The sequence below is a fragment of the Paenibacillus montanisoli genome, assembly GCF_003268025.1.
GTDB lineage: Bacteria > Bacillota > Bacilli > Paenibacillales > Paenibacillaceae > Paenibacillus_Z > Paenibacillus_Z montanisoli.
In genome coordinates this window covers 171,849-191,642 of record NZ_QLUW01000005.1, presented here as the reverse complement: position 1 = coordinate 191,642, position 19,794 = coordinate 171,849, and the positions used below count along the sequence as shown (strand labels likewise).

General features: G+C 57.0%; 21 protein-coding genes and 1 riboswitch. Of the genes, 20 read left to right on the top strand and 1 reads right to left on the bottom strand.

All coding sequences use genetic code 11. The annotated features are described in order from the left end of the window. Nucleotides 1-67 precede the first annotated feature (67 nt). The 3 genes from trxA (at nt 68) to DL346_RS23500 (ending at nt 2,611) form a co-directional block, all read left to right on the top strand. Nucleotides 68-379, top strand: coding sequence for a thioredoxin (trxA, locus tag DL346_RS23510; RefSeq protein ID WP_112884834.1), 312 nt, complete (start codon nt 68-70; stop codon nt 377-379). Between the two features lie 163 nt (nt 380-542). Beyond that, a complete protein-coding gene (locus tag DL346_RS23505; RefSeq protein ID WP_112884833.1) occupies nt 543-1,772 on the top strand; it encodes a molybdopterin-dependent oxidoreductase in 1,230 nt (409 codons plus the stop codon). Between the two features lie 71 nt (nt 1,773-1,843). Further along, complete coding sequence (locus DL346_RS23500) at nt 1,844-2,611, top strand: MerR family transcriptional regulator (protein WP_112884832.1); 768 nt, start codon at nt 1,844-1,846, stop codon at nt 2,609-2,611. Between the two features lie 80 nt (nt 2,612-2,691). Here the strand turns inward: DL346_RS23500 and DL346_RS29180 are convergent, their stop codons facing one another. Further along, nucleotides 2,692-2,838, bottom strand: a complete 147-nt coding sequence (locus DL346_RS29180; RefSeq protein WP_165822640.1) for a hypothetical protein — start codon at nt 2,836-2,838, stop codon at nt 2,692-2,694. Nucleotides 2,839-3,031: 193 nt separating this feature from the next. Here DL346_RS29180 and ychF point away from each other — a divergent pair, with 193 nt between their 5' ends. The 17 genes from ychF to atpB all read left to right on the top strand — a co-directional run bounded on the left by ychF (nt 3,032) and on the right by atpB (nt 19,739). Further along, nucleotides 3,032-4,132, top strand: a complete 1,101-nt coding sequence (gene ychF / locus DL346_RS23495; RefSeq protein ID WP_112884831.1) for a redox-regulated ATPase YchF — start codon at nt 3,032-3,034, stop codon at nt 4,130-4,132. Between the two features lie 174 nt (nt 4,133-4,306). Next, on the top strand, nt 4,307-5,380 hold the full coding sequence (gene prfA / locus DL346_RS23490) for a peptide chain release factor 1 (protein WP_112884830.1): 1,074 nt from the start codon (nt 4,307-4,309) through the stop codon (nt 5,378-5,380). A gap of 670 nt (nt 5,381-6,050) precedes the next feature. Beyond that, the gene (locus tag DL346_RS23480; protein WP_240633381.1) at nt 6,051-7,127 is read left to right on the top strand and encodes a N5-glutamine methyltransferase family protein; all 1,077 of its coding nucleotides are present in this window, start codon (nt 6,051-6,053) and stop codon (nt 7,125-7,127) included. A gap of 382 nt (nt 7,128-7,509) precedes the next feature. Next, nucleotides 7,510-8,241 (top strand): stage II sporulation protein R, encoded by a 732-nt coding sequence (gene spoIIR, locus DL346_RS23475; protein ID WP_112884828.1) that lies wholly within the window; start codon nt 7,510-7,512, stop codon nt 8,239-8,241. A 100-nt stretch (nt 8,242-8,341) separates the two neighbouring features. Beyond that, nucleotides 8,342-9,493: an L-threonylcarbamoyladenylate synthase gene (locus tag DL346_RS23470; protein WP_112884827.1), complete on the top strand. Its 1,152-nt coding sequence runs from the start codon at nt 8,342-8,344 to the stop codon at nt 9,491-9,493. 262 nt (nt 9,494-9,755) lie between these two features. Then, nucleotides 9,756-10,316 carry a manganese efflux pump MntP gene (locus DL346_RS23465; RefSeq protein ID WP_112885081.1) on the top strand — a complete coding sequence of 187 codons (561 nt, stop codon included), beginning with the start codon at nt 9,756-9,758 and terminating at the stop codon, nt 10,314-10,316. Nucleotides 10,317-10,339: 23 nt separating this feature from the next. Continuing rightward, complete coding sequence (locus tag DL346_RS23460; RefSeq protein WP_112884826.1) at nt 10,340-10,915, top strand: low molecular weight protein arginine phosphatase; 576 nt, start codon at nt 10,340-10,342, stop codon at nt 10,913-10,915. A 118-nt stretch (nt 10,916-11,033) separates the two neighbouring features. Beyond that, nucleotides 11,034-11,116, top strand: a riboswitch (ZMP/ZTP riboswitch). Nucleotides 11,117-11,234: 118 nt separating this feature from the next. Next, nucleotides 11,235-11,702 (top strand): ribose 5-phosphate isomerase B, encoded by a 468-nt coding sequence (rpiB, locus tag DL346_RS23455; RefSeq protein WP_112884825.1) that lies wholly within the window; start codon nt 11,235-11,237, stop codon nt 11,700-11,702. A gap of 15 nt (nt 11,703-11,717) precedes the next feature. Continuing rightward, nucleotides 11,718-12,329, top strand: a complete 612-nt coding sequence (locus DL346_RS23450) for a TIGR01440 family protein (protein WP_112884824.1) — start codon at nt 11,718-11,720, stop codon at nt 12,327-12,329. A gap of 33 nt (nt 12,330-12,362) precedes the next feature. Next, nucleotides 12,363-13,610, top strand: a complete 1,248-nt coding sequence (locus DL346_RS23445) for a serine hydroxymethyltransferase (protein ID WP_112884823.1) — start codon at nt 12,363-12,365, stop codon at nt 13,608-13,610. Between the two features lie 608 nt (nt 13,611-14,218). Beyond that, nucleotides 14,219-15,010 (top strand): sugar phosphate isomerase/epimerase family protein, encoded by a 792-nt coding sequence (locus DL346_RS23440; RefSeq protein WP_165822639.1) that lies wholly within the window; start codon nt 14,219-14,221, stop codon nt 15,008-15,010. 130 nt (nt 15,011-15,140) lie between these two features. Beyond that, nucleotides 15,141-16,190: a glycine-rich domain-containing protein gene (locus DL346_RS23435; protein ID WP_112884821.1), complete on the top strand. Its 1,050-nt coding sequence runs from the start codon at nt 15,141-15,143 to the stop codon at nt 16,188-16,190. Nucleotides 16,191-16,325: 135 nt separating this feature from the next. Further along, complete coding sequence (upp, locus tag DL346_RS23430) at nt 16,326-16,955, top strand: uracil phosphoribosyltransferase (protein WP_112884820.1); 630 nt, start codon at nt 16,326-16,328, stop codon at nt 16,953-16,955. Between the two features lie 18 nt (nt 16,956-16,973). Beyond that, complete coding sequence (gene wecB / locus DL346_RS23425; RefSeq protein ID WP_112884819.1) at nt 16,974-18,122, top strand: non-hydrolyzing UDP-N-acetylglucosamine 2-epimerase; 1,149 nt, start codon at nt 16,974-16,976, stop codon at nt 18,120-18,122. Nucleotides 18,123-18,313: 191 nt separating this feature from the next. Continuing rightward, nucleotides 18,314-18,574 carry a hypothetical protein gene (locus tag DL346_RS23420; RefSeq protein WP_112884818.1) on the top strand — a complete coding sequence of 87 codons (261 nt, stop codon included), beginning with the start codon at nt 18,314-18,316 and terminating at the stop codon, nt 18,572-18,574. Next, on the top strand, nt 18,574-18,987 hold the full coding sequence (locus DL346_RS23415; RefSeq protein ID WP_112884817.1) for an ATP synthase subunit I: 414 nt from the start codon (nt 18,574-18,576) through the stop codon (nt 18,985-18,987). The genes DL346_RS23420 and DL346_RS23415 overlap by 1 nt, the downstream gene beginning before the upstream one ends. Further along, the gene (gene atpB, locus DL346_RS23410; protein WP_112884816.1) at nt 18,987-19,739 is read left to right on the top strand and encodes a F0F1 ATP synthase subunit A; all 753 of its coding nucleotides are present in this window, start codon (nt 18,987-18,989) and stop codon (nt 19,737-19,739) included. Before DL346_RS23415 ends, atpB begins: the two co-directional genes overlap by 1 nt. Nucleotides 19,740-19,794 lie beyond the last annotated feature (55 nt).

The following is a 19,794-nucleotide window of genomic DNA, read 5'->3' as shown; positions in this document are numbered from 1 at the left end:
ATTAGGTGAGACGGGGCTTCCCTTCCCATAAGCTTGTGAACTTATTAAATAGAGAGGATGAATGATTATGGCAGTAGCATTGACGAAAGACACATTCAACCAAAGCATCGAGAGCGGCGTAACGCTCGTTGATTTCTGGGCGCCATGGTGCGGACCTTGCAAAATGCAGCTTCCAATCGTAGAAGAGCTTGCAGGCGAGCTTTCAGGTACGGCTACAATCGCAAAAATCAACGTAGACGAGGAGCCTGAACTGGCATCCCAATTCGGCGTCATGTCGATCCCTACGCTGATCCTGTTCAAAAACGGCCAACCGGTTGACAAAATGGTCGGTCTGCAATCCAAAGACGCCCTGAAAAACAAAATTCAAGGCCAGCTGTAAAGTCAGCAAGAACAAGCCCTCGCGCCGACATGGCGTGAGGGCTTCGTTGTTTGCCTGAAGTTTTCGGCCATACAAAAAATACATACGTTTCAGCGGGATTTTTATAACCGATTCCACGTCTATTACGTTATACAAAGGAGTAAACGACAAGGGGGACGGACCGATGCAGAAATGGCTGGCCAATCTGCGCAAAGGCTATGGGAAGAAACTGGTTTCTCTTCACTCATGGAATGGGTGGATCGTTGTCATTCTCGCGCTGACCGGGCTTATTTTGTTCCAAGGGCTGTGGCGCGGCATTTTGGGCGAGGGCAGAGTCATCATTCGTTATGTTCATATCGTGGTCGGCATCGCTTCGCTGATACCGGTTCTTTATTATCTGGCGCTGGCGGGGAAGCATTGGAAGCAGCTAAAAGGGAAGCGGTTGCAGAAGGCCAACGTCCTTATCGTGCTGGGGCTGCTGGTCGGCTGGCTGTTGTCCGGCCTGCTGCTATGGCAATTCAAGGCCGTCGGTCCGGCCTGGTCGAACAATGCTCTCTATGTTCATGACGTGCTGACGTGGACCGGACTTCCTTATATCATTTATCACTCCCTCACCCGGCTGAAGTGGCTGAAGGAGCCGCATCGGCGCACGATCAAAACCGGGAGCGCGCGTGAAGGCTTGCATCCGGCTGCAAAGCCGGAGGCCGTTATGTCGAGACGGGCGTTTATCCGGACGGTCGTGGGCGCAGGCATCGCCGTGGCGGTCGGGCCTTCTTTTCTGAAATGGCTCGGCAATCAGATGAGCCCGGGCGCACAGCTGGACGAAGTCATCCAGGCGGATGCCAATAACCTGATTCCAGCGCCGAAACCGCTGCCGGCTTCTTCGCCGCCGATCGGCGGGGGAAGCCGCGGCTCGTTCCGCATCTACACGGTAACGCCGATTCCGGCATTCGATAACAGCAATTTTACGTTCATTATCGACGGGCTTGTAGAAAAGCCGCAGCAATGGAATTGGGAGCAATTCGTGGCGCTGAAGCGGGAGGCGCAGGTCAGCGATTTTCACTGCGTCACCGGCTGGTCGGTGCTCGGCAATACGTGGGAGGGCATCAAGCTGAAGGATTTCTTGAAGATGGCCGGCGTGAAGCCTTCGGCTAAGACGGTGAAATTTTATTCCGGGGACGGTGTTTATACCGACTCGCTGACGCTAGAGCAAGCCGACATGGACGATGTCATGGTGGCGGTGCTGCATGACGGCAAGCCGATTCCAAGCGACCTCGGAGGTCCGGTGCGGCTGATCGTGCCGAAAATGTACGCCTACAAGTCGGTGAAGTGGCTGAACCGGATCGAGCTGATCGAGGGGAATCACACCGGATACTGGGAAGAGCGCGGTTACGATACCGATGCGTGGGTCTGATTCGGCCGAAAAATAGGTTTGACATTCACGTTGCGTAAAGGTGTAGAGTGGGGTTGTCGGGAGGTGAAGCTGTGGAATATACCGTGCAGAAGCTGGGCAGGCTCGCGGGCGTCAGCACAAGGACATTGCGGTATTACGACGAGGTAGGTCTTCTTAAGCCGGCAAGAATGAACTCCTCGGGCTACCGCATCTACGGTCAGGCGGAGGTCGACAGGCTGCAGCAGATTTTATTTTACCGGGAGCTTGGCGTCAGTCTGGAGAGCATTAACGCAATCATGAATGACCCGTCCTTTGACGGAAACGCGGCCCTAAGGCAGCACAAGGAGCAGCTCCTCGACAAACGAAAGCAGCTCGATATGCTGATTGCGAACGTGGAGCAAACGATCGCGGCGGCCGAAGGGAGAATGACGATGAGCGATAAAGCGAAATTCGAAGGCTTCAAGCAGCGCATGATTGACGAGAACGAGCAGAAGCACGGCAAGGAAGCGCGCGAGAAATACGGCGACGATGCGGTGAACAAGTCCAATGCCAAGCTTAAAAATATGACGCAGGAAGAGCATGAGCGGGTTACCCAACTGGCGGAGGAAATCAAGGAGACGCTCGCGGAGGCGTTCAAGCAAGGCGATCCGGCGGGCGAGCTCGCTCAGAAGGCGGCGGATTTGCACCGTCAATGGCTGACCTTTTACTGGAGCGATTACAGCAAGGAAGCCCATGCGAATTTGTCGCAGATGTACGTCGACGACGCGCGGTTCACGGCGTATTACGATGCGGACCAGCCGGGAACGGCCGAGTTTTTGCGGGATGCGATTCATGTTTACACAGGCGTAAGCAAGCCGTAGGCAAGTAAAAGAGTGCCCGCAGGTCGGCGATGATCTGGCGGGCACTCTTTTTTGAGAGGGAGGAAGTTCGGACAGGCGGATTACTTATCGGTTTCCTTCTTCACGTTGCTGTAGTTGGTGACGGACTTGGCATCCTCGATCGTATCGTTGACGAAGGCCATATCCTGATTTTTCGCGTGCATCTTGGTTGTGCCTTTGTAATTGCCTTTATGGGTCTGGTTCTCCATGCCGGGTTCACCTCCGAAGGATGTCGCTCGTGATGTAGTATGTTCGGAATCAGGGGGCGGCATGCAGGAGCGGGACAGGCGCCTTATTGGCGTAAGTTTACAATCGGATAGGGCGGATCTTGCTTTTTTATTTCCCCCCCTTCATGTATAATGTTTTGAGATTGTTTATTACGGAACAGGGGTGTCCTTATCAATGGCTTTGAAAGCTGGCATCGTCGGCTTGCCTAACGTGGGCAAATCGACTTTATTTAATGCAATTACGCAAGCGGGCGCTGAATCCGCGAACTATCCGTTCTGCACGATCGACCCGAACGTCGGCGTCGTGGAAGTGCCGGATGAGCGTCTGGATAAATTGACGGAGCTGGTCGTGCCGAACAAAACGGTTCCGACCGCATTTGAATTCATCGATATCGCAGGGATCGTAAAAGGCGCGAGCAAAGGCGAAGGCCTCGGCAACAAGTTCCTTGCGCACATCCGCGAAGTGGACGCGATCGTGCACGTCGTGCGCTGCTTCCAAGACGAGAACATCACGCACGTATCGGGCAAAGTGGATCCGATCGGAGACATCAATACGATCAACCTGGAGTTGATTCTGGCGGATATCGACTCGGTCGATCGCAAAATCGAGCGCTCCCGCAAAAACCTCAAGGGCGGCGACAAGAAGATTGCGCAAGAGGTTGAAACGCTCGAGCGGATCAAAGAAGCGCTGTACAACGATCAGCCTGCGCGCAGCGTAGAGCTCACTGATGACGAGAAGCTGCTGATCCGCGACCTGCACCTGCTGACGATGAAGCCGGTGCTGTATGCGGCGAACGTAAGCGAAGGCGAAGCGGCTAACTCCGAAGGCAACAGCTACGTGGAGCTTGTCCGCGAATTCGCGAAAGCCGAAGGCGCGGAGGTTGTGCCGATCAGCGCGAAGGTGGAAGCCGAGATCGCGGAGCTGGAGGGCGAGGACAAGGAAATGTTCCTGGCTGAGCTCGGCCTTGCGGAATCCGGCCTGAACCGTCTGATCCGCGCGGCATACAAGCTGCTTGGCTTGTACACGTACTTCACGGCGGGCGTGCAGGAAGTACGCGCTTGGACGATCCGCAAAGGCATGAAGGCGCCGCAAGCGGCCGGCGTCATTCATACTGATTTTGAACGCGGCTTTATCCGTGCGGAAGTGGTGTCCTACGAAGATCTGATGGCTGCGGGCTCGATGAACGCGGCTAAGGAAAGAGGGCAGCTCCGCCTGGAGGGCAAAGAGTATATCGTGCAGGACGGCGACGTCATGCATTTCCGTTTCAACGTGTAATGCAGTGTGATGCAGGGACCCGATAGCTCGGGTCCTTTTGCTGTGCGCGGCGGCGGCCGCTATGCGAAAGCCGGCAAATTCTCCAGAATTGTCACGTTTATGGATTAGCGTGCGTTATGTTATACTAATGGAACGACCAATAGGATTTATTATAAAAAATAGAGGTGAATGACAGTGTTGGACCGTTTACAGGCACTCGCTGACCGGTATGAGAAATTGAGCGAGCTGCTTTGCGATCCGGATGTCGCGAGCGATCCGAAGAAGCTGCGCGACTACTCCAAAGAGCAGTCGGACTTGCAGGCCCCTTACGCGGCATATACGGAATATAAGCAGGTGTCCGAGCAGCTTGATGATGCGAAAGTGATGCAGAACGAGAAGCTGGACGATGAAATGCGCGAAATGGTGAAGATGGAAATCGACGAGCTGAGCGAGCGCAAAACCGAGCTGGAAGCAGAGATTCAAGTGCTGCTTCTGCCGAAAGACCCGAACGACGACAAGAACGTCATCGTCGAAATCCGCGGCGCGGCCGGCGGCGACGAAGCGGCGCTGTTCGCATCGGATCTCTATCGCATGTATACGAAGTTTGCGGATACGCAAGGCTGGAAGGTCGAGGTTATGGAAGCGAGCGAGAGCGACCTCGGCGGCTTTAAAGAGATTATCTTTATGGTGGCGGGCAAAGGCGCGTACAGCAAGCTGAAGTACGAGAGCGGCGCGCACCGCGTGCAGCGTATTCCGGTAACGGAGTCGGGCGGCCGGATTCATACGTCGACGTCGACCGTTGCGGTTATGCCGGAGGTTGAGGAAGTCGAAGTTGAGATCCTCGACAAGGACATCCGGATCGATACGTTCTGCTCCAGCGGCGCGGGCGGTCAGTCCGTCAACACGACCAAATCGGCCGTGCGCGTGCTTCACGTTCCGACAGGCATCATGGCTCAGTGCCAGGACGGCAAGTCGCAGAACGAGAACAAAGCGAAGGCGCTTCAAGTGCTTCGCGCGCGGATTTCGGACATCCGCCGCCAAGAGGAAGAAGCGAAATATGCCGGCGAGCGCAAGAGCAAAGTCGGTACGGGCGACCGCAGCGAGCGGATCCGGACGTACAACTACCCGCAAAGCCGGGTAACGGACCACCGGATCGGGTTGACGCTGCACAAGCTGGACTCCGTTCTGAACGGAGACATGGAAGAAATCATCAACGCGCTTACATTGACCGCCCAGACGGAACTGATGGAACGCGAAAATATGGCTTGATTTATGGATGACGGGAGCGGCTTAGGCTGCTCCCGTTTGTATAGTTATAAGCTTGTGAGACGGTTCGGAGTAAGGAACTGGAATAGAGAATAGGACAACAGCAAGGATGGGGTCGAGGCTTAGGTACATATATTAGTAGTTGTGCGAAAATAGGCAGAATCGGGATATAGAGGGCAAGAGATAACGGCGAGCGAGACAAAGAGCAAGAGCGAGTACATGGACGAGCAGGACACAGAGGGCAGGAGTAAGTACCGGGATGAGCAGGATATAGAGGTCAAGAGTAAGTACAGGAATGAGCATTGTTCGAGAATGCAGCGAATTCGTGCGAAGATGTGCCCGTGGAGCACTACATTGGCGGGAAATGTGGCGGATTCGAGAGTAAAAGTGCCCGTAGAGAACTACATTGTTCGAGAATGCAGCGAATTCGAACGAGAAGTGCCCGTAGAGCACTACATTGGCGGGAATGTGGCGGATTCGAGAGTAAAAGTGCTCGTAGAGCACTACATTGTTCGAGAATGCAGCGAATTCGTGCGAAGATGTGCCCGTGGAGCACTACATTGGTGAGAATATGGCTATATCGAGCAAAGAGAGGCTCAAGGAGCACTATATGCAGGATATAGAGGCAAGAGTAAGGTTGGAGTACAAGTTGTAGAAAGAGAGGGTGCTGGTTGTGGAGGAGCTGAGTGTTGGAGGTACAATTGAAGGCTGGGAGCAGCTGATGATCGGGGAGGCTTGCGTTCGCGCGGCGTCGATGCTGGAGGCGCGGAGCATCACCGAGCCGCGCAATAATGCGGAGCTGCTGCTTCTTCATGTGCTCGGATTGGACCGGGCCGCGCTGCTTCGCGATTGGCGCGATCCGTTCCCTCAGCGGCACGCGAAGCAGTGGGAAGCGCTGCTGGCGCGCAAGGCAGCCGGTGAGCCTGTTCAGTATTTGATCGGTGAGCAGTGGTTTTACGGCTTGCCGTACAAGGTGACGCCGGCGGTGCTGATCCCGCGGCCGGAGACGGAACTTCTCGTCGAGGCCGTGCTGGAGGCGGCCGACCGGCTATGGCCGGGGGCGGCTGGAGAGAGTGGGGCGGACGATGGTGCCGGGAGCGATGCTGTTCAGGCGGGCGCTGAGGCGGGCGGAGCACGGGAGGGCGAGACGAGCGGGAGCGATGTTGTGCAGGCGGGCGGTGAGGCGGGCGGAGTGCCGACGGTTGTTGACGTCGGCACCGGCAGCGGCGCCATCGGCGTGACGCTGGCTGCGCTGCGTCCGCGATGGCGCGTGTGCGCGTCCGACCTGTCGCCGGACGCGCTGGCGGTCGCCCGCACGAACGCGGAGCACCATGGCGCAGCGGCGCGCATGACGTTCGTGCAGGGCGACCTGCTAGGGCCGTTCGCGCAGCCGCGGCCCGGTGCGCACGTCGATGCAGCGGCCGAAAATGTGGCCGGCCTCCGCATCGACGTGCTCGTCTCGAACCCGCCGTACATCCCGGCGGGTGACATTGCCGGCCTGCAGACGGAGGTGCGCGACCATGAGCCGCGCCTTGCGCTCGACGGCGGCGAGGACGGCCTCACGCCGTACCGGCGCATGGCCGAGCAGCTCGCGCTGCTGTCCGCGCTGCCGCGCATCGTCGGCTTCGAGCTCGGCATGGGACAAGCCGAGGCGGTGGCCGACCTGCTGCGCGGCATCGGCGCTTGGCGCGAGGTGCGCATCATCGACGACTACGCGGGCATCGGCCGCCACGTGTTGGCAGTGGAATAACGACAAATAACGAGGGCACCCATAACGCGGATGCCTTTCGTTTGTCGTTGTCTAACGAACCGTATAGCGCTTATATGAGGAAATCAGCCTGAAATCCGGGCTAACGAACTCCAGCGTCGTTATTTTTCTAAAGTCGGGTCATTTGGGGGCCGTTTCAGGGGAATAGCGATTCTGAGGTTCGTTAGCTTCCTCAAGAAGCCCATTTTCCGCAAATAAGGATTACTGGATTCGTTAGCGTTTGTTCGCAGCCGTCTACGAAACTTTTACGAGACTGCCAGTCTTGCTAGGTTTAGAGAGACCCTGCTAGGGACATAATGGGGAATAAGATCGTTCCGGAACGCAAGCCGCCGCACCGACGGGTGCCACAAAGGAGCTTGCCGTTATGATTCGCACTTATTCCCGTTTTCCTTATCGTCCGATTTATGGGTATGTTCTTCTTATCGCTGCCGTGCTGCTCATGAGCTGGGAAAGTCAACGCGCCGATGCGTCTATCGCAGGCGGCGGCATTCCGTCGGAATCGATCCGTCTGCGCATTTTGGCCAACTCCGACAGCGCTGCGGACCAATTGGTCAAACGCGAGATTCGCGATGCGATCGTGGCGGAAATGAACGGCTGGGTTGCCGGTCCGCAAACGATTGAAGCGGCACGCGTCACCATCCGCAACCATATGAGCGAGATTGAATCGATTATCGCGGCCAAGCTTAATTCGCGCGGCTTTCACTATGAATTCAAGGCGGAACTCGGCATTGTGCCGTTTCCAACTAAAATATACGGAACACAAGTGTACCCTGCAGGCAATTACGAAGCGCTCCGCATCACCCTCGGTGCAGGCGCAGGCCAGAACTGGTGGTGCGTGCTGTTTCCTCCGCTTTGCTTCGTTGACGCGGTGAGCGGGGAGTCTTCGGCTCCTGCCGCAGCAGCGGTGACGGCGAGCGCAAGCGCAGATGACGACGTGAACGTAACCAAAGCATCAGCGGACGCTCCTGCCAAAGACCAGGCTAACAAGCAAACCGAAGTTCAAAAAGATGACGCACCCAAGCAGCCGGAAGTTAGATTTTTTTTGTGGGATCTGCTCAAGTCGATCATCAGCATTTTCAAAGGGTTGTTCAGCTAATTGGATCAATCAACAAAGGCTCTCTCGCAGCGGCTGCGGGCGGAGCCCTTTTTACATAAACAAGGTGCGCTTTGGGTGCCGCTTCCCGGCATGTGGTATAATGGGGCAAAACAAAGCAGAAGCTGGGGATACGACATTGACCATCCATCTTAGAAAAACATTGCAGTGGGAAGTAGACGGCAATCATCCGCGGGAGAATGATCTAGACGAGGCCGCAGAACTGCTGCGGACAGGAGGCACCGTCGCGTTTCCGACGGAAACGGTGTACGGCCTTGGTGCCGACGCAAGGCGCACGGAAGCGGTAGAACGGATCTTCGAGGCAAAAGGACGCCCATCCGACAATCCGCTTATCGTGCATATTTCGGATCGTGCTCAGCTGGAGGAGCTGACGGCTCCGCTTGAAGGAAGCTCGGCCCTCCTTGCCGCGAAGCTGATGGATCGCTTCTGGCCGGGACCGCTGACGATCGTACTGCCGGCGAAACCGGGAGCGGTATCACCGCGTGTTACCGCCGGGCTTGCAACCGTTGCCGTACGGATGCCGGCGCATCCGGTCGCGCTGCGGCTGCTCGCGGCATCGGGCTGTCCGCTGGCGGCGCCGAGCGCGAACCGCTCCGGCCGTCCGAGTCCGACGCTAGCCTCGCATGTGCGCGATGACCTAAGCGGTCTCATTGACGGCATCGTCGACGGCGGCGCGGCCGGCGTCGGGCTGGAATCGACCGTCGTGGAAGTTGACGGCGATGCGGTACGCATCCTGCGGCCCGGCGGCGTAACAGCCGAAGCGCTGCGCGAAGTCGCGGCGCGCGTCGAGTACGACGCCGTAGCTGAGCCGGGCGCCGGCATCGCGGCCGCGGCTGCCGCACCTGCGGCTGCAAAGGCGGAGGCGCCGCGCTCGCCAGGCATGAAATACGCGCATTACGCCCCGCAGGGCGAAATGCGCTTGGTCCGAGGCGAGCAAGACGCCGTCGAAGCCTACATCGCGGCGAAGGTCCGCGCGGCGAAGGAGCGCGGCGAGCGAACGGGCGTGCTCGCGTTCGCCGAGCATGCTGCCCGGTATGAAGCCGACTGCGTGCTCGTTGTCGGCAGTCTGGCGCAGCTGGATACGGCAGCGCAAGGCCTCTATCACGCGCTGCGGGAGTTCGATCGCCAGGGCGTACAGCGCATTTGGGCCGAGACCTGCCCCGAGACGGGCATCGGTCACGCGCTGATGAACCGTTTGTCCAAAGCAGCCGGCCACAACGTGATCCGCGTGTAGCAAGCGGTCGGTATCGAGCCAGCTTCTCGCGCCTAGTGCCTTACAAATTGCGGGCCGGTCCTAACCCCGCGCGCCTAACGCGCGCCCTTGATCCGAGCGAAGCATGAGCCAGCGCCGGCTCAAGCATCAAACGCCAAGCCGTGCGCAGGCTTTTCACGCACTTAGCCCCGTCTCACTCCACCGCGCCGGCAAGCAAGGTGGACATCTTTCCATTCTTGTCCGCATATGATTGTGAGGAGGTTGCGGACAAGGAGTGGATGAAATGGTTGACGCGGGGATGCATGCCGGGCAATTGCTGACGCTGATGATTATTGCGCTGGCGCTGGGGATGGATGCTTTTTCGCTGGGTGTCGGCATCGGGCTCAAAGGCATCCGGCTGTTCGATATAATCAAGCTGAGTGCGGTCATCGCGATTTTTCACACGATCATGCCGCTGATGGGCATTTTCACGGGCAAGTACGTCAGCACGCTGCTCGGCAGCGTGGCGACGACGGCCGCCGGGGCGCTGCTCTTGCTGCTTGGCGGGCATATGATCTACAGCTCGCTGCGAGGCGACGCGGTGGGATCGATCGATTACAACAGCTCGTGGGGCATGCTGCTGTTTGCGCTCGGCGTCAGCATCGATTCATTCTCCGTCGGCATCTCGCTTGGCATGTTCGAGGCGGATATGCTGCTTACGGTACTGATGTTCGGTATCGCGGGCGGGGCGATGTCCGTGTTCGGCCTGCTGCTCGGCAGCAGGGTTAGCGCGAGCCTGGGCGGGTACGGCGAAGCGTGCGGAGGCGTGATTTTGTTCACGTTCGGCTTGCTGTTTCTATTCTGATTTAACGAGGGGTGCGACCAAGCTTGAAACGGATACTATTCGTATGTACCGGCAACACATGCCGGTCTCCTATGGCCGAAGCGATCCTTCGGGCGCTGTCTCGGGAGCGGAGCTTGGAGCTGGACATTCGTTCCGCCGGCGTCTCGACCATCGACGGCTTGCCTGTCTCGAATCACGCGCAAAAAGTACTGTCGCGCCGCGACATCGCGCATAGCGGAACCTCGAAGGCGCTGGAAGGCGGCTCGGTTGCCTGGGCGGATCTTATTTTGACCATGACCGGGAGCCATAAGAGAAAGCTGTTGGAGCACTATCCTAGCGCCGTCGACAAGACGCATACGCTGCTGGAGTTCGTGAACACGGACCCGAAGGTTCTGGCGAATATCGCCGAGCTGGAAGGGCTCTATTCGAGCTGGCATATCAAACAGGCGCTCGGCCAGCAGCTGTCGGAGGAAGAACGCACGCGGCTGCTCGAGCTGGAGCGGCAGATGCCAAGCTTCGACGTGGACGATCCGTTCGGCGGCTCCCTGGAGGTTTACGAGCAGAGCGCGGCCCAGCTTGAAGCGGCGCTACGCCGGCTTCTCGACCGGCTGCAAGGGTAAAAATGGGCGGGGGCGCCGGAAAAAACTGCTCGCACCGCCAAAGGAAGGCTTATGCCGTTTATTCCCGAACCAATTGATTTTCACCCCGCAATCCGTTATGATAAAAGCAACTAAAGACGGTTTCCGATGTAACTGGCGACGAGAGTGGGTTAAACCACGGTGGAGCATCGGATCATACGGCCGGTCGCCTGGGCAAAGAGCAGCGTGCGTAAGCATGCTTGCTCTTTTTTCGTCTTTTTCGGCGAAATTAGGTATACTAAAGCCATTGCGAATCGACAATTTCCGCCATGCGCGGATCCATTGGGAGGAATTTGGATTTATGAAAATCGCCATCGGAGCTGACCATGCGGGCTACCGCTTGAAGAACGAAGTGGTCCCGTTCATCAAATCGCTCGGTCACGATATTGAGGATGTAGGCTGCGACTGCGAACAGTCGGTCGACTACCCGGATTACGCGCTGCCTGTCGCGGAGCTTGTCGCACAAGGCAAGGCCGACCGCGGCATTCTGATCTGCGGAACCGGCATCGGGATGTCCATTGCCGCGAATAAAGTCAGAGGCATTCGCTGCGCGCTTGTGCACGATATGTTCTCGGCTAAAGCAACCCGGGAGCACAACGATACGAACGTGCTGGCGATGGGCGAGCGCGTCATCGGTCCTGGCGTGGCTCAGGAAATCATCCGCATTTGGCTCGAAACGCCGTTCTCGAACGGCGAGCGCCATGTGGGCCGCGTCGGCAAAGTGATGAAGCTTGAAGCGCAATACGCCGATGCGGCGAAATCCGAGTAAGGAGCGGATCCGGACATGAGCGAACGCGACCCCGGCAAGAGCATTGAACCGGCTGCGCTGGCCAAGGACGTCGAAACCGCCGTCCGCGAGCTGGCGGCCGTCTCCCGCTTGCGCGAAGGACAGCTGCTTGTGATTGGCTGCTCGACCAGCGAAGTGCTCGGCGAGCGCATCGGCACCTCCGGCACGCTTGAAACGGCTGCGGCCATCTACGCGGGCGTGGAAGCCGTTCGCCAGGAGCTGGGCTTCCATCCGGTCTACCAATGCTGCGAGCATCTGAACCGGGCGCTCGTGCTGGAACGCGAAGCGGCGGAGCGGTACGGGCTGGAGCTCGTGTCGGCTATTCCGGTGCGCAAGGCCGGCGGGTCGATGGCGGCTTACGCGTATCAGACGCTGCCGGACGCGGTGCTGGCCGAGACGATACTGGCCCATGCGGGCATCGATATCGGCGACACCTTTATCGGCATGCACCTGAGACGCGTAGCGGTGCCGGTTCGCGGGACGATCCGGTCCATCGGGTCGGCGCATTTGACGATGGCTTATACCCGGCCGAAGCTGATCGGCGGGGAACGTGCGGTTTATACGCGTGAGGCAGCCGGCTTGGCGCCGAATGCCGGAACATGCGATTGATATCTTTTATTTAATCAAGGAGGACGAATCAACATGGAAAACCTACGCAAACAAGATCCCGAAATTATGAGAGCCCTTGGCCTTGAGCTGCAGCGCCAGCGCGACAACATCGAGCTGATCGCATCCGAGAACATCGTTTCCGAAGCGGTTCTTGAAGCCATGGGAACGGTGCTGACGAACAAATACGCGGAAGGCTATCCGGGCAAGCGTTATTACGGCGGCTGCGAGCACGTGGATATCGCGGAGGATATCGCGCGCAACCGTGCCAAGGAATTGTTTGGCGCAGAGCACGCGAACGTTCAGCCTCACTCCGGCGCTCAAGCGAACATGGCGGTTTACCTGGCCGCTCTGAACCCGGGCGACACGGTTCTCGGCATGAACCTTGCTCACGGCGGTCACTTGACGCACGGCAGCCCGGTGAACGCATCCGGTCTTCTGTACAACTTCGTACCTTACGGCGTAAGCGAAGACACCTTCACGATCGACTACGCGGAAGTGCGCAAGCTGGCATTCAAGCACCGTCCCCGCATGATCGTTGCGGGCGCATCGGCATACCCGCGCATCATTGATTTCGAAGAGCTCGGCAAAATCGCCAACGACGTAGGCGCGCTGCTCTTCGTCGACATGGCGCACATCGCGGGTCTCGTTGCCGCAGGCTTGCACCCAAGCCCGGTGCCGCACGCGCACTTCGTGACGACGACTACGCACAAAACGCTTCGCGGTCCTCGCGGCGGCATGATCCTTTGCCGCAAAGCATGGGCGCAAGCGATCGACAAAGCGGTGTTCCCAGGCTCCCAGGGTGGTCCTTTGATGCACATCATCGCGGCAAAAGCCGTTGCTTTCGGCGAAGCGCTTCAGCCTTCGTTCAAAGAATACGGCAAGAACGTCATCGACAATGCCAAAGCGCTTGCTGAAGCATTGGTCGGTCAAGGCATCAACATCGTTTCCGGCGGTACGGACAACCACTTGATGCTGATCGACCTTCGGAACCTCGGCATCACCGGCAAAGACGCGGAGCACGTGCTTGATTCCGTTCAAATTACGGTCAACAAGAACGCGATTCCGTTCGATCCGACAAGCCCGTTCATCACAAGCGGCATCCGGATCGGCACGCCTGCGGCAACTTCCCGCGGCATGGGCGTAGAGGCGATGAAGACGATCGCGGAAGTCATCGCGATGACGCTCAAGAATCCGAAGGACGAAGCCGTGCTTGCCAAAGCGCGCGGCATGGTCAGCGACTTGGTGTCGCAATACCCGCTTTACCCGGGCATGACTTACTAATAGCGGCCTTTTGCCGCCTTGCAGAACTGCACCCCTGATTCGGGGTGCAGTTTTTTTCAATTGGTCACCGCGCACTATATATCGCCGCCGGTTAGAGACGCTTCGCACTGCTTCTAAACCCTAACGGTTGCCACAGCGCCTATTTCGCTCGAAATGCTTGAATTTCGGCTATAACGGTTGCCACAGCGCTTATTGGTCTTAAATTCCGCCAATTCACGCCGATTTGCATAAAATAGGCGCTCCTACAACCGTTACTAAATCAATACCGGCCTTTTCGGGGGGATAAGCGCTGTGGCAACTGTTAAGCCATGATTCACTGCCTCCGCCATTGCCTCTGCCATTGCCTTCGCCCCCGACCCCGCTCAGCCGAATGGGCTCTTTCCTTCTCAACTTGCTTCTTCTCATGAGTCGATACATATGAAATCGCTGCTTTTGCCGCTCCGTTAGCCGTCCGAAGGACGAACATGCTAGGGGTTCCAACCCGCCATGTCGAGAAAAATAGTTGTTGCAATCGTTTTCTTCCTAGTTATATAGTGGGAGTACAAGGCTAACCGAAACGTTTCGGATGCCTGCAAAAAGAATCGATCCGAAGGAGTCGAATGCTAACCATGAAACTGGGTATTATCGCGGATTACCGTGCAGAGAGCTTTGATAAGGCAGCTCGGCAAGGCTTGGAATTTTTGGAGTTTTGCGTCAATGTTGGTGTTCCCGCAGCAACCTTTACGGCGTTGGTGCCGGAGCTAAAAGCCGCTAGCGAGCGGACAGGCGTAGGCGTTGCGTCCATCGGCCGCTGGGGCCCTGACCGCATCGCGAAGGACGGCAGCATCAACGAGGAAGAATTGAATGCGGCGTATGCGCTCATCGATGCGTGCCAAGAGCTTGGCTGCCCGGTGTTCGTAAGCGGCTGCAACTACGTCGAAGAGCTTACCTACTACGAAAATATTACGGCGGCGATCAACCTGTTCACCGTCCTCATCGAATACGGCAAGGCGCGCGGCGTCTCCATCGCGACGTACAACTGCCACTGGAACAATTTTATCGTGGACGATACCGCTTGGAAGCTGATCCACGGCCACTTGCCGGAGCTCGGCATCAAGTACGACCCGTCGCACGCGCGTTACGCGGGACAAGATTATTTGAAGGAAATCGTGGATTGGGGCTCCCGCATCAAGCACGTTCATATCAAAGGCTCCGTCATCGTGGACGGCAAGCGCTTCGACGACCCGCCGGCGGGGCTTGATCAAACGGACTGGGGCACGTTCATGTCCGTCCTCTACGGAGTCGGCTATCAAGGCGGCCTCAGCATCGAGCCGCATTCCCATACGTGGATGGGCGAGCTGGGCGACAAAGGCGTTCAATATACGATCGGCTATTTTAACCGCTTGCTTCTTCGCGGATAATCGGATTAGAAAAGCTGCACTGCCTAAGCGGTGCAGCTTTTTCCTGATTTTAGTGAAAAATTCAGCGGCAAGGCGCTGGCTTCATGGTATGATATTCGTATATCCATAAAAGGCGGTGAGCCTCTAAGCCATGACTCTATTTGGGGTTTTCTTCATTATCATCCTTGCGGTAATCGTCATTAAGCTCGTTCAGAGCCGCGGCGGCCAGCCGGGGCCCGGGCAATTCCGATCGAGAGGTTCCGCACGCCGATCGACCGTGCCGATGCGCAAGCCGCCGGAGGCTCTCGGCGTTCCGGAGGGGCACCCGGCACGATCCGCGGCGGAGCGGCTCGAAGCGTCGCTGTCGCCGGACTTCGAGGCGCGCGTCAAAGACCGCGTGCTGAAGCGCACGCCCAGCATGCGCGAAGGGGAATGGCAGTGGCAGTGGTTTGAGCTGAAGCGTTATTTTCTCATGTGCGGCGTGCTGCGGAACGTGCCGATGTACAGCGTTCGCGTCGACGAGGTTTGGCATGAGATGCTTATGTTTACAAGGGAGTATGAGCAGTTCTGCAAGCAGTTTTGCGGGGCTACCATCCATCACGCCCCTCATGGGGCGGATACCCGGCCGGAGCCGGGCGAGCGCGCATGGTTCGACTGGATCTACGGGGAGCTGTTCCTTCCCGTGCAAGTCAGCGGGCAGCTGTGGGGCGCCTTTTACAGGTCGCCGATGCCGCAGGAGCTCATGAGAGAGCTCGAATTCGGCGATCCTGACGAGCTTCGCGGGAAGCGGTTCAATGTGCGGGCCGCAGAGCAATTCGGTGATTTGGCCGCGACCATCGACTATCTCATTGGGCGGGGCAGGCAGCTTACCGCCGTCCGGCATGAACCTTCCTATCGGGCCGATTCGGATTGGACGTCAACCGGCTTGATGACGGGCATGCTCTCCGGGATGTTCTTCTTTTCGTCGTACGGGCCGACCGAACAATTTCATGATCAGATGGATCAGGTTCGGGAGGAAGAGCAGCGGAATGGGTACAGCGGCTGCGGCGGATCAGTGGTGGTTTGCAGCGGAGATGACAATGGCGGCGGTGACGACTCTGGCAGCGGAGGCGGCGACGGAGGCAGTTCATGCTCCTCGGGCTCCGGCGACGGAGGCGGAGGCGGCTCATCCTGCGGCAGCGGCTGCGGCGGCAGCAGCTGATTTCAATTGACGTAATAAAGGCTGCTTTCGGGTATACTTTGCATGTGTTTCGCTAAGAAGCGCCTCGAATGGCACATTGATGCACCGAATGCTATAATAGTCAGTTGAAAAGCAATCCAGGAGGATGAATGACCAATGGGCAATCTTACAATATGCGACCATCCGCTTATCCAGCATAAGCTGACCTTTATTCGCGACAAAGATACGAAGACGAAAGACTTCCGGGAGCTTGTCGACGAAGTTGCCACGATGCTGGCCTATGAAATTACGAGAGATTTGCCGCTTGAAACCGTTACGGTGCAGACGCCGGTCGTGGAAGCGACCAGTAAGGTGATTTCCGGCCGCATGGTAGGCCTTGTGCCGATTTTGCGCGCGGGTCTCGGCATGGTGGACGGGATGCTGAAGCTCATTCCATCGGCCAAGGTCGGCCATATCGGCTTGTTCCGCGATCCGGAGACCTTGCAGCCGGTTGAATATTACGTGAATCTGCCTTCCGATGCGACGGAGCGGCTGCTGATCGTGATCGATCCGATGCTCGCTACGGGCGGATCGGCGAACGCGGCGATTCAAGCGCTGAAGACGCGCGGCTGCACGCAAATTAAGCTGATGTGCCTCATCGCGGCGCCGGAAGGCGTGGAAGCGGTGCAAAAGGCGCATCCGGACGTTGACATTTACCTCGCTGCCCTTGACAGCCACCTCAACGATCACGGCTACATCGTGCCGGGTCTCGGCGATGCCGGCGACCGAATGTTTGGAACGAAATAATTTAGGGGTGACATAACGTTGGCAAAACTTAAAGTAATGACGATTTTCGGCACGCGGCCGGAAGCGGTTAAGATGGCTCCGCTCGTGCTGGAGCTGGAGAAATACCCGGATCAAATCGAGCCGATCGTGTGCGTAACCGCGCAGCATCGCCAGATGCTCGATCAAGTGCTCGATTTTTTCAAGATTGCGCCTGACTACGATCTCAACGTCATGAAGGAGCGCCAGACGCTGACGGAAACAACGGTCCGCGTGCTGGAAGGACTCGATCCGATTCTTCGGGAATCGAAGCCGGATATCGTGCTCGTGCATGGCGATACGCAGACTTGCTTCTTGGCAAGCTACGCGGCGTTCGTGCAGCAAATCCAGGTAGGCCATGTCGAAGCAGGCTTGCGTACGTGGAACAAAATGTCCCCGTATCCGGAAGAGATGAACCGTCAGCTGGCCGGCGTGCTTTCAGACGTGCATTTCGCGCCAACGGACCAGTCCGCGGATAATCTTCGCAAAGAGAACAAACCGGAGTCAGCGATCTACATAACCGGCAACACGGCGACGGACGTATTCCAGTACACCGTGGACGCCTCCTTTACGCACCCCGTCATCGAATGGGCGAAAGGAAAACGGATGATTCTGATGACCGCTCACCGCCGCGAATCGATCGGCGAGCCGCACCGCAACATTTTCCGCGCGGTGAAGCGCATTGCGGATGAGTTTGAAGATGTGGCGATCGTCTATGCGGTGCACCTGAATCCGGCCGTCCGCGAGCCGGCGAACGAAATACTTGGCAATCATCCGCGTATTAAGCTGATCGAGCCGCTCGACGTGTTCCAATTCCATAACTTCTACCCGCATACTTACATGATCATGACCGATTCCGGCGGCCTGCAGGAAGAAGCGCCGTCCTTCGGCGTGCCGACGCTGGTGCTCCGCGATACGACGGAACGTCCGGAAGGAATCGCTGCCGGGACGCTTGAGCTGGTCGGCACCGACGAACAGGTCGTTTATGATCGCGCTCACGCGCTGCTTTCGGATTCGAAGCTATACGACAAAATGAGCCAAGCCGCCAACCCGTACGGCGACGGACAGGCTTCCGTCCGCATCGTCCAGGCGATTCTTCATCATTTTGGGAAAACGGACAATCGTCCGGAGTCGTTCACACAACGTTCATAGTTGACATGGAAGAGAGAGCATCAGCAACAAGGCTACAGCATACAGTGCTACTGTACGGTTTCGAAACCCGAAAACCCCAGGTAAATCAAGGGTTTTCGGGTCATCGTTCACTAAATGTTTGAATTTATATCAATTGACAAACCGGAACCCGCTTGGCTAAAATAAATAAGAGTTTTGGAGTGATTCGGGCGATGAATTCATCCAATAACGACAAAAATCGAGGCACGGATAACGGCAGCTTCGGGGATAATCCTTGGCGCGCCATGGGTCTGATCGGATCCGTCGGCGGCACAATCGGCGCATGTCTTGGACTGGGCTATTGGATTGGCGGTAAGGTGACTGGGGCTGAGAATACATACGGCTCCATTGTCGGTATGTCTGTTGGTTTCGTCATCGCTGTTTTCATGACCATACTTTTGATCAAGGCGTTTACGGGGGGCAAAGCGAAATAATGGATGATTTGTCCGGCCACCTTCGAACGGTTAAGCGCATCACGTTCTTTTTTTTGTCTGTATGCTTCATTGGATGGGCCCTTCTTCCGGAATATAAGCCGCTCTTCGGCGGACTTGTTCTCGGCGCTGCGGCGAGTCTTGCAAACGCCTTCCATCTTTCGTGGAAAGTACAACGCGTCGGAGCGTTATCGGCTGCGGGCGTCGTCAAGCGCCACAATCTCGGTTTCTTGACGCGCGCGTGCATCGGCCTGCTGGCGGTGGTCATCGCGACGAAGTACTTTTCGTTCAGCCTCTATGCAACAGTAGCTGGATTATTTGTTGCTCAATTGGCAACACTCATATTGGGAATTAGAGCCAAGAGAGGGTATCCGGCAGTACGGCAATCCACCGATGAAAGGGGTGAAAACAACTAATGGATCATATTTTTCCTGAAGTACATCTAGGTGGCATTCGATTTGATTTGGCTGCCATTTTCATGATTGTTCTCACCAGCATTATCGTATTCGTTATGGCTAAGCTGGCGGTTCGGGGCGCTTCGGTCACCAATCCTACCAAGATGCAGAACTTCTTGGAGTGGGTTATCGAATTCGTGCAGAACATCATCGGTACGACGATGGATCTGAAGAAAGGCCGTCCTTACTTGATGCTCGGCATCTCGATGATCATGTACTTGTTTGTTGCCAACTTGCTGGGTCTTCCGTTCGGTATCATTACGGAGGCGCATCACGGCGCGACATTCTTGGGCATGGAGCTTCATATGGAGGGTGAGGAAGCGCACATCGCGTGGTGGAAATCGCCGACAGCCGATGTTGCCGTTGCAGGCGCGCTGATGGCTATCGTAATCGTGCTGACGCACATCGAAGGTCTTCGCCGCAATCGCAAGCATTACCTCAAGCACTACATCGAGCCTTACGCGGCATTCTTCCCGCTTAACGTCATCAAAGAGATCGCGAAGCCGCTTTCGCTTTCGCTTCGTCTCTACGGTAACATTTTCGCGGGCGAGGTTATGATCGGCGTTATCATGGGCATGGGCTGGTTCGGTATTCCGGCGCTGATCGTGTGGCAAGGTTTCAGTATTTTCGTAGGCGCGATCCAATCTTTCGTATTCGTTATGCTGACGATGGTTTATATGTCGCAAGCGATCGTTCACGAAGAGGGTCATTAAGACAGTAACAAACCTGCTAATCGCAGGAACCAATAAAACTATATGTAAACATTTT

What these genes read in the sequence shown, in the direction of transcription:
- trxA (WP_112884834.1), top strand. Translation starts at nt 68, where the DNA reads ATGGCAGTAGCATTGACGAAAGACACATTCAACCAAAGCATCGAGAGC.
- DL346_RS23505 (WP_112884833.1), top strand. Translation starts at nt 543, where the DNA reads ATGCAGAAATGGCTGGCCAATCTGCGCAAAGGCTATGGGAAGAAACTG.
- DL346_RS29180 (WP_165822640.1), bottom strand. Translation starts at nt 2,838, where the DNA reads ATGGAGAACCAGACCCATAAAGGCAATTACAAAGGCACAACCAAGATG.
- ychF (WP_112884831.1), top strand. Translation starts at nt 3,032, where the DNA reads ATGGCTTTGAAAGCTGGCATCGTCGGCTTGCCTAACGTGGGCAAATCG.
- spoIIR (WP_112884828.1), top strand. Translation starts at nt 7,510, where the DNA reads ATGATTCGCACTTATTCCCGTTTTCCTTATCGTCCGATTTATGGGTAT.
- DL346_RS23470 (WP_112884827.1), top strand. Translation starts at nt 8,342, where the DNA reads ATGGGGCAAAACAAAGCAGAAGCTGGGGATACGACATTGACCATCCAT.
- DL346_RS23465 (WP_112885081.1), top strand. Translation starts at nt 9,756, where the DNA reads ATGGTTGACGCGGGGATGCATGCCGGGCAATTGCTGACGCTGATGATT.
- rpiB (WP_112884825.1), top strand. Translation starts at nt 11,235, where the DNA reads ATGAAAATCGCCATCGGAGCTGACCATGCGGGCTACCGCTTGAAGAAC.
- DL346_RS23450 (WP_112884824.1), top strand. Translation starts at nt 11,718, where the DNA reads ATGAGCGAACGCGACCCCGGCAAGAGCATTGAACCGGCTGCGCTGGCC.
- DL346_RS23445 (WP_112884823.1), top strand. Translation starts at nt 12,363, where the DNA reads ATGGAAAACCTACGCAAACAAGATCCCGAAATTATGAGAGCCCTTGGC.
- DL346_RS23440 (WP_165822639.1), top strand. Translation starts at nt 14,219, where the DNA reads ATGAAACTGGGTATTATCGCGGATTACCGTGCAGAGAGCTTTGATAAG.
- DL346_RS23435 (WP_112884821.1), top strand. Translation starts at nt 15,141, where the DNA reads ATGACTCTATTTGGGGTTTTCTTCATTATCATCCTTGCGGTAATCGTC.
- upp (WP_112884820.1), top strand. Translation starts at nt 16,326, where the DNA reads ATGGGCAATCTTACAATATGCGACCATCCGCTTATCCAGCATAAGCTG.
- DL346_RS23420 (WP_112884818.1), top strand. Translation starts at nt 18,314, where the DNA reads ATGAATTCATCCAATAACGACAAAAATCGAGGCACGGATAACGGCAGC.
- DL346_RS23415 (WP_112884817.1), top strand. Translation starts at nt 18,574, where the DNA reads ATGGATGATTTGTCCGGCCACCTTCGAACGGTTAAGCGCATCACGTTC.
- atpB (WP_112884816.1), top strand. Translation starts at nt 18,987, where the DNA reads ATGGATCATATTTTTCCTGAAGTACATCTAGGTGGCATTCGATTTGAT.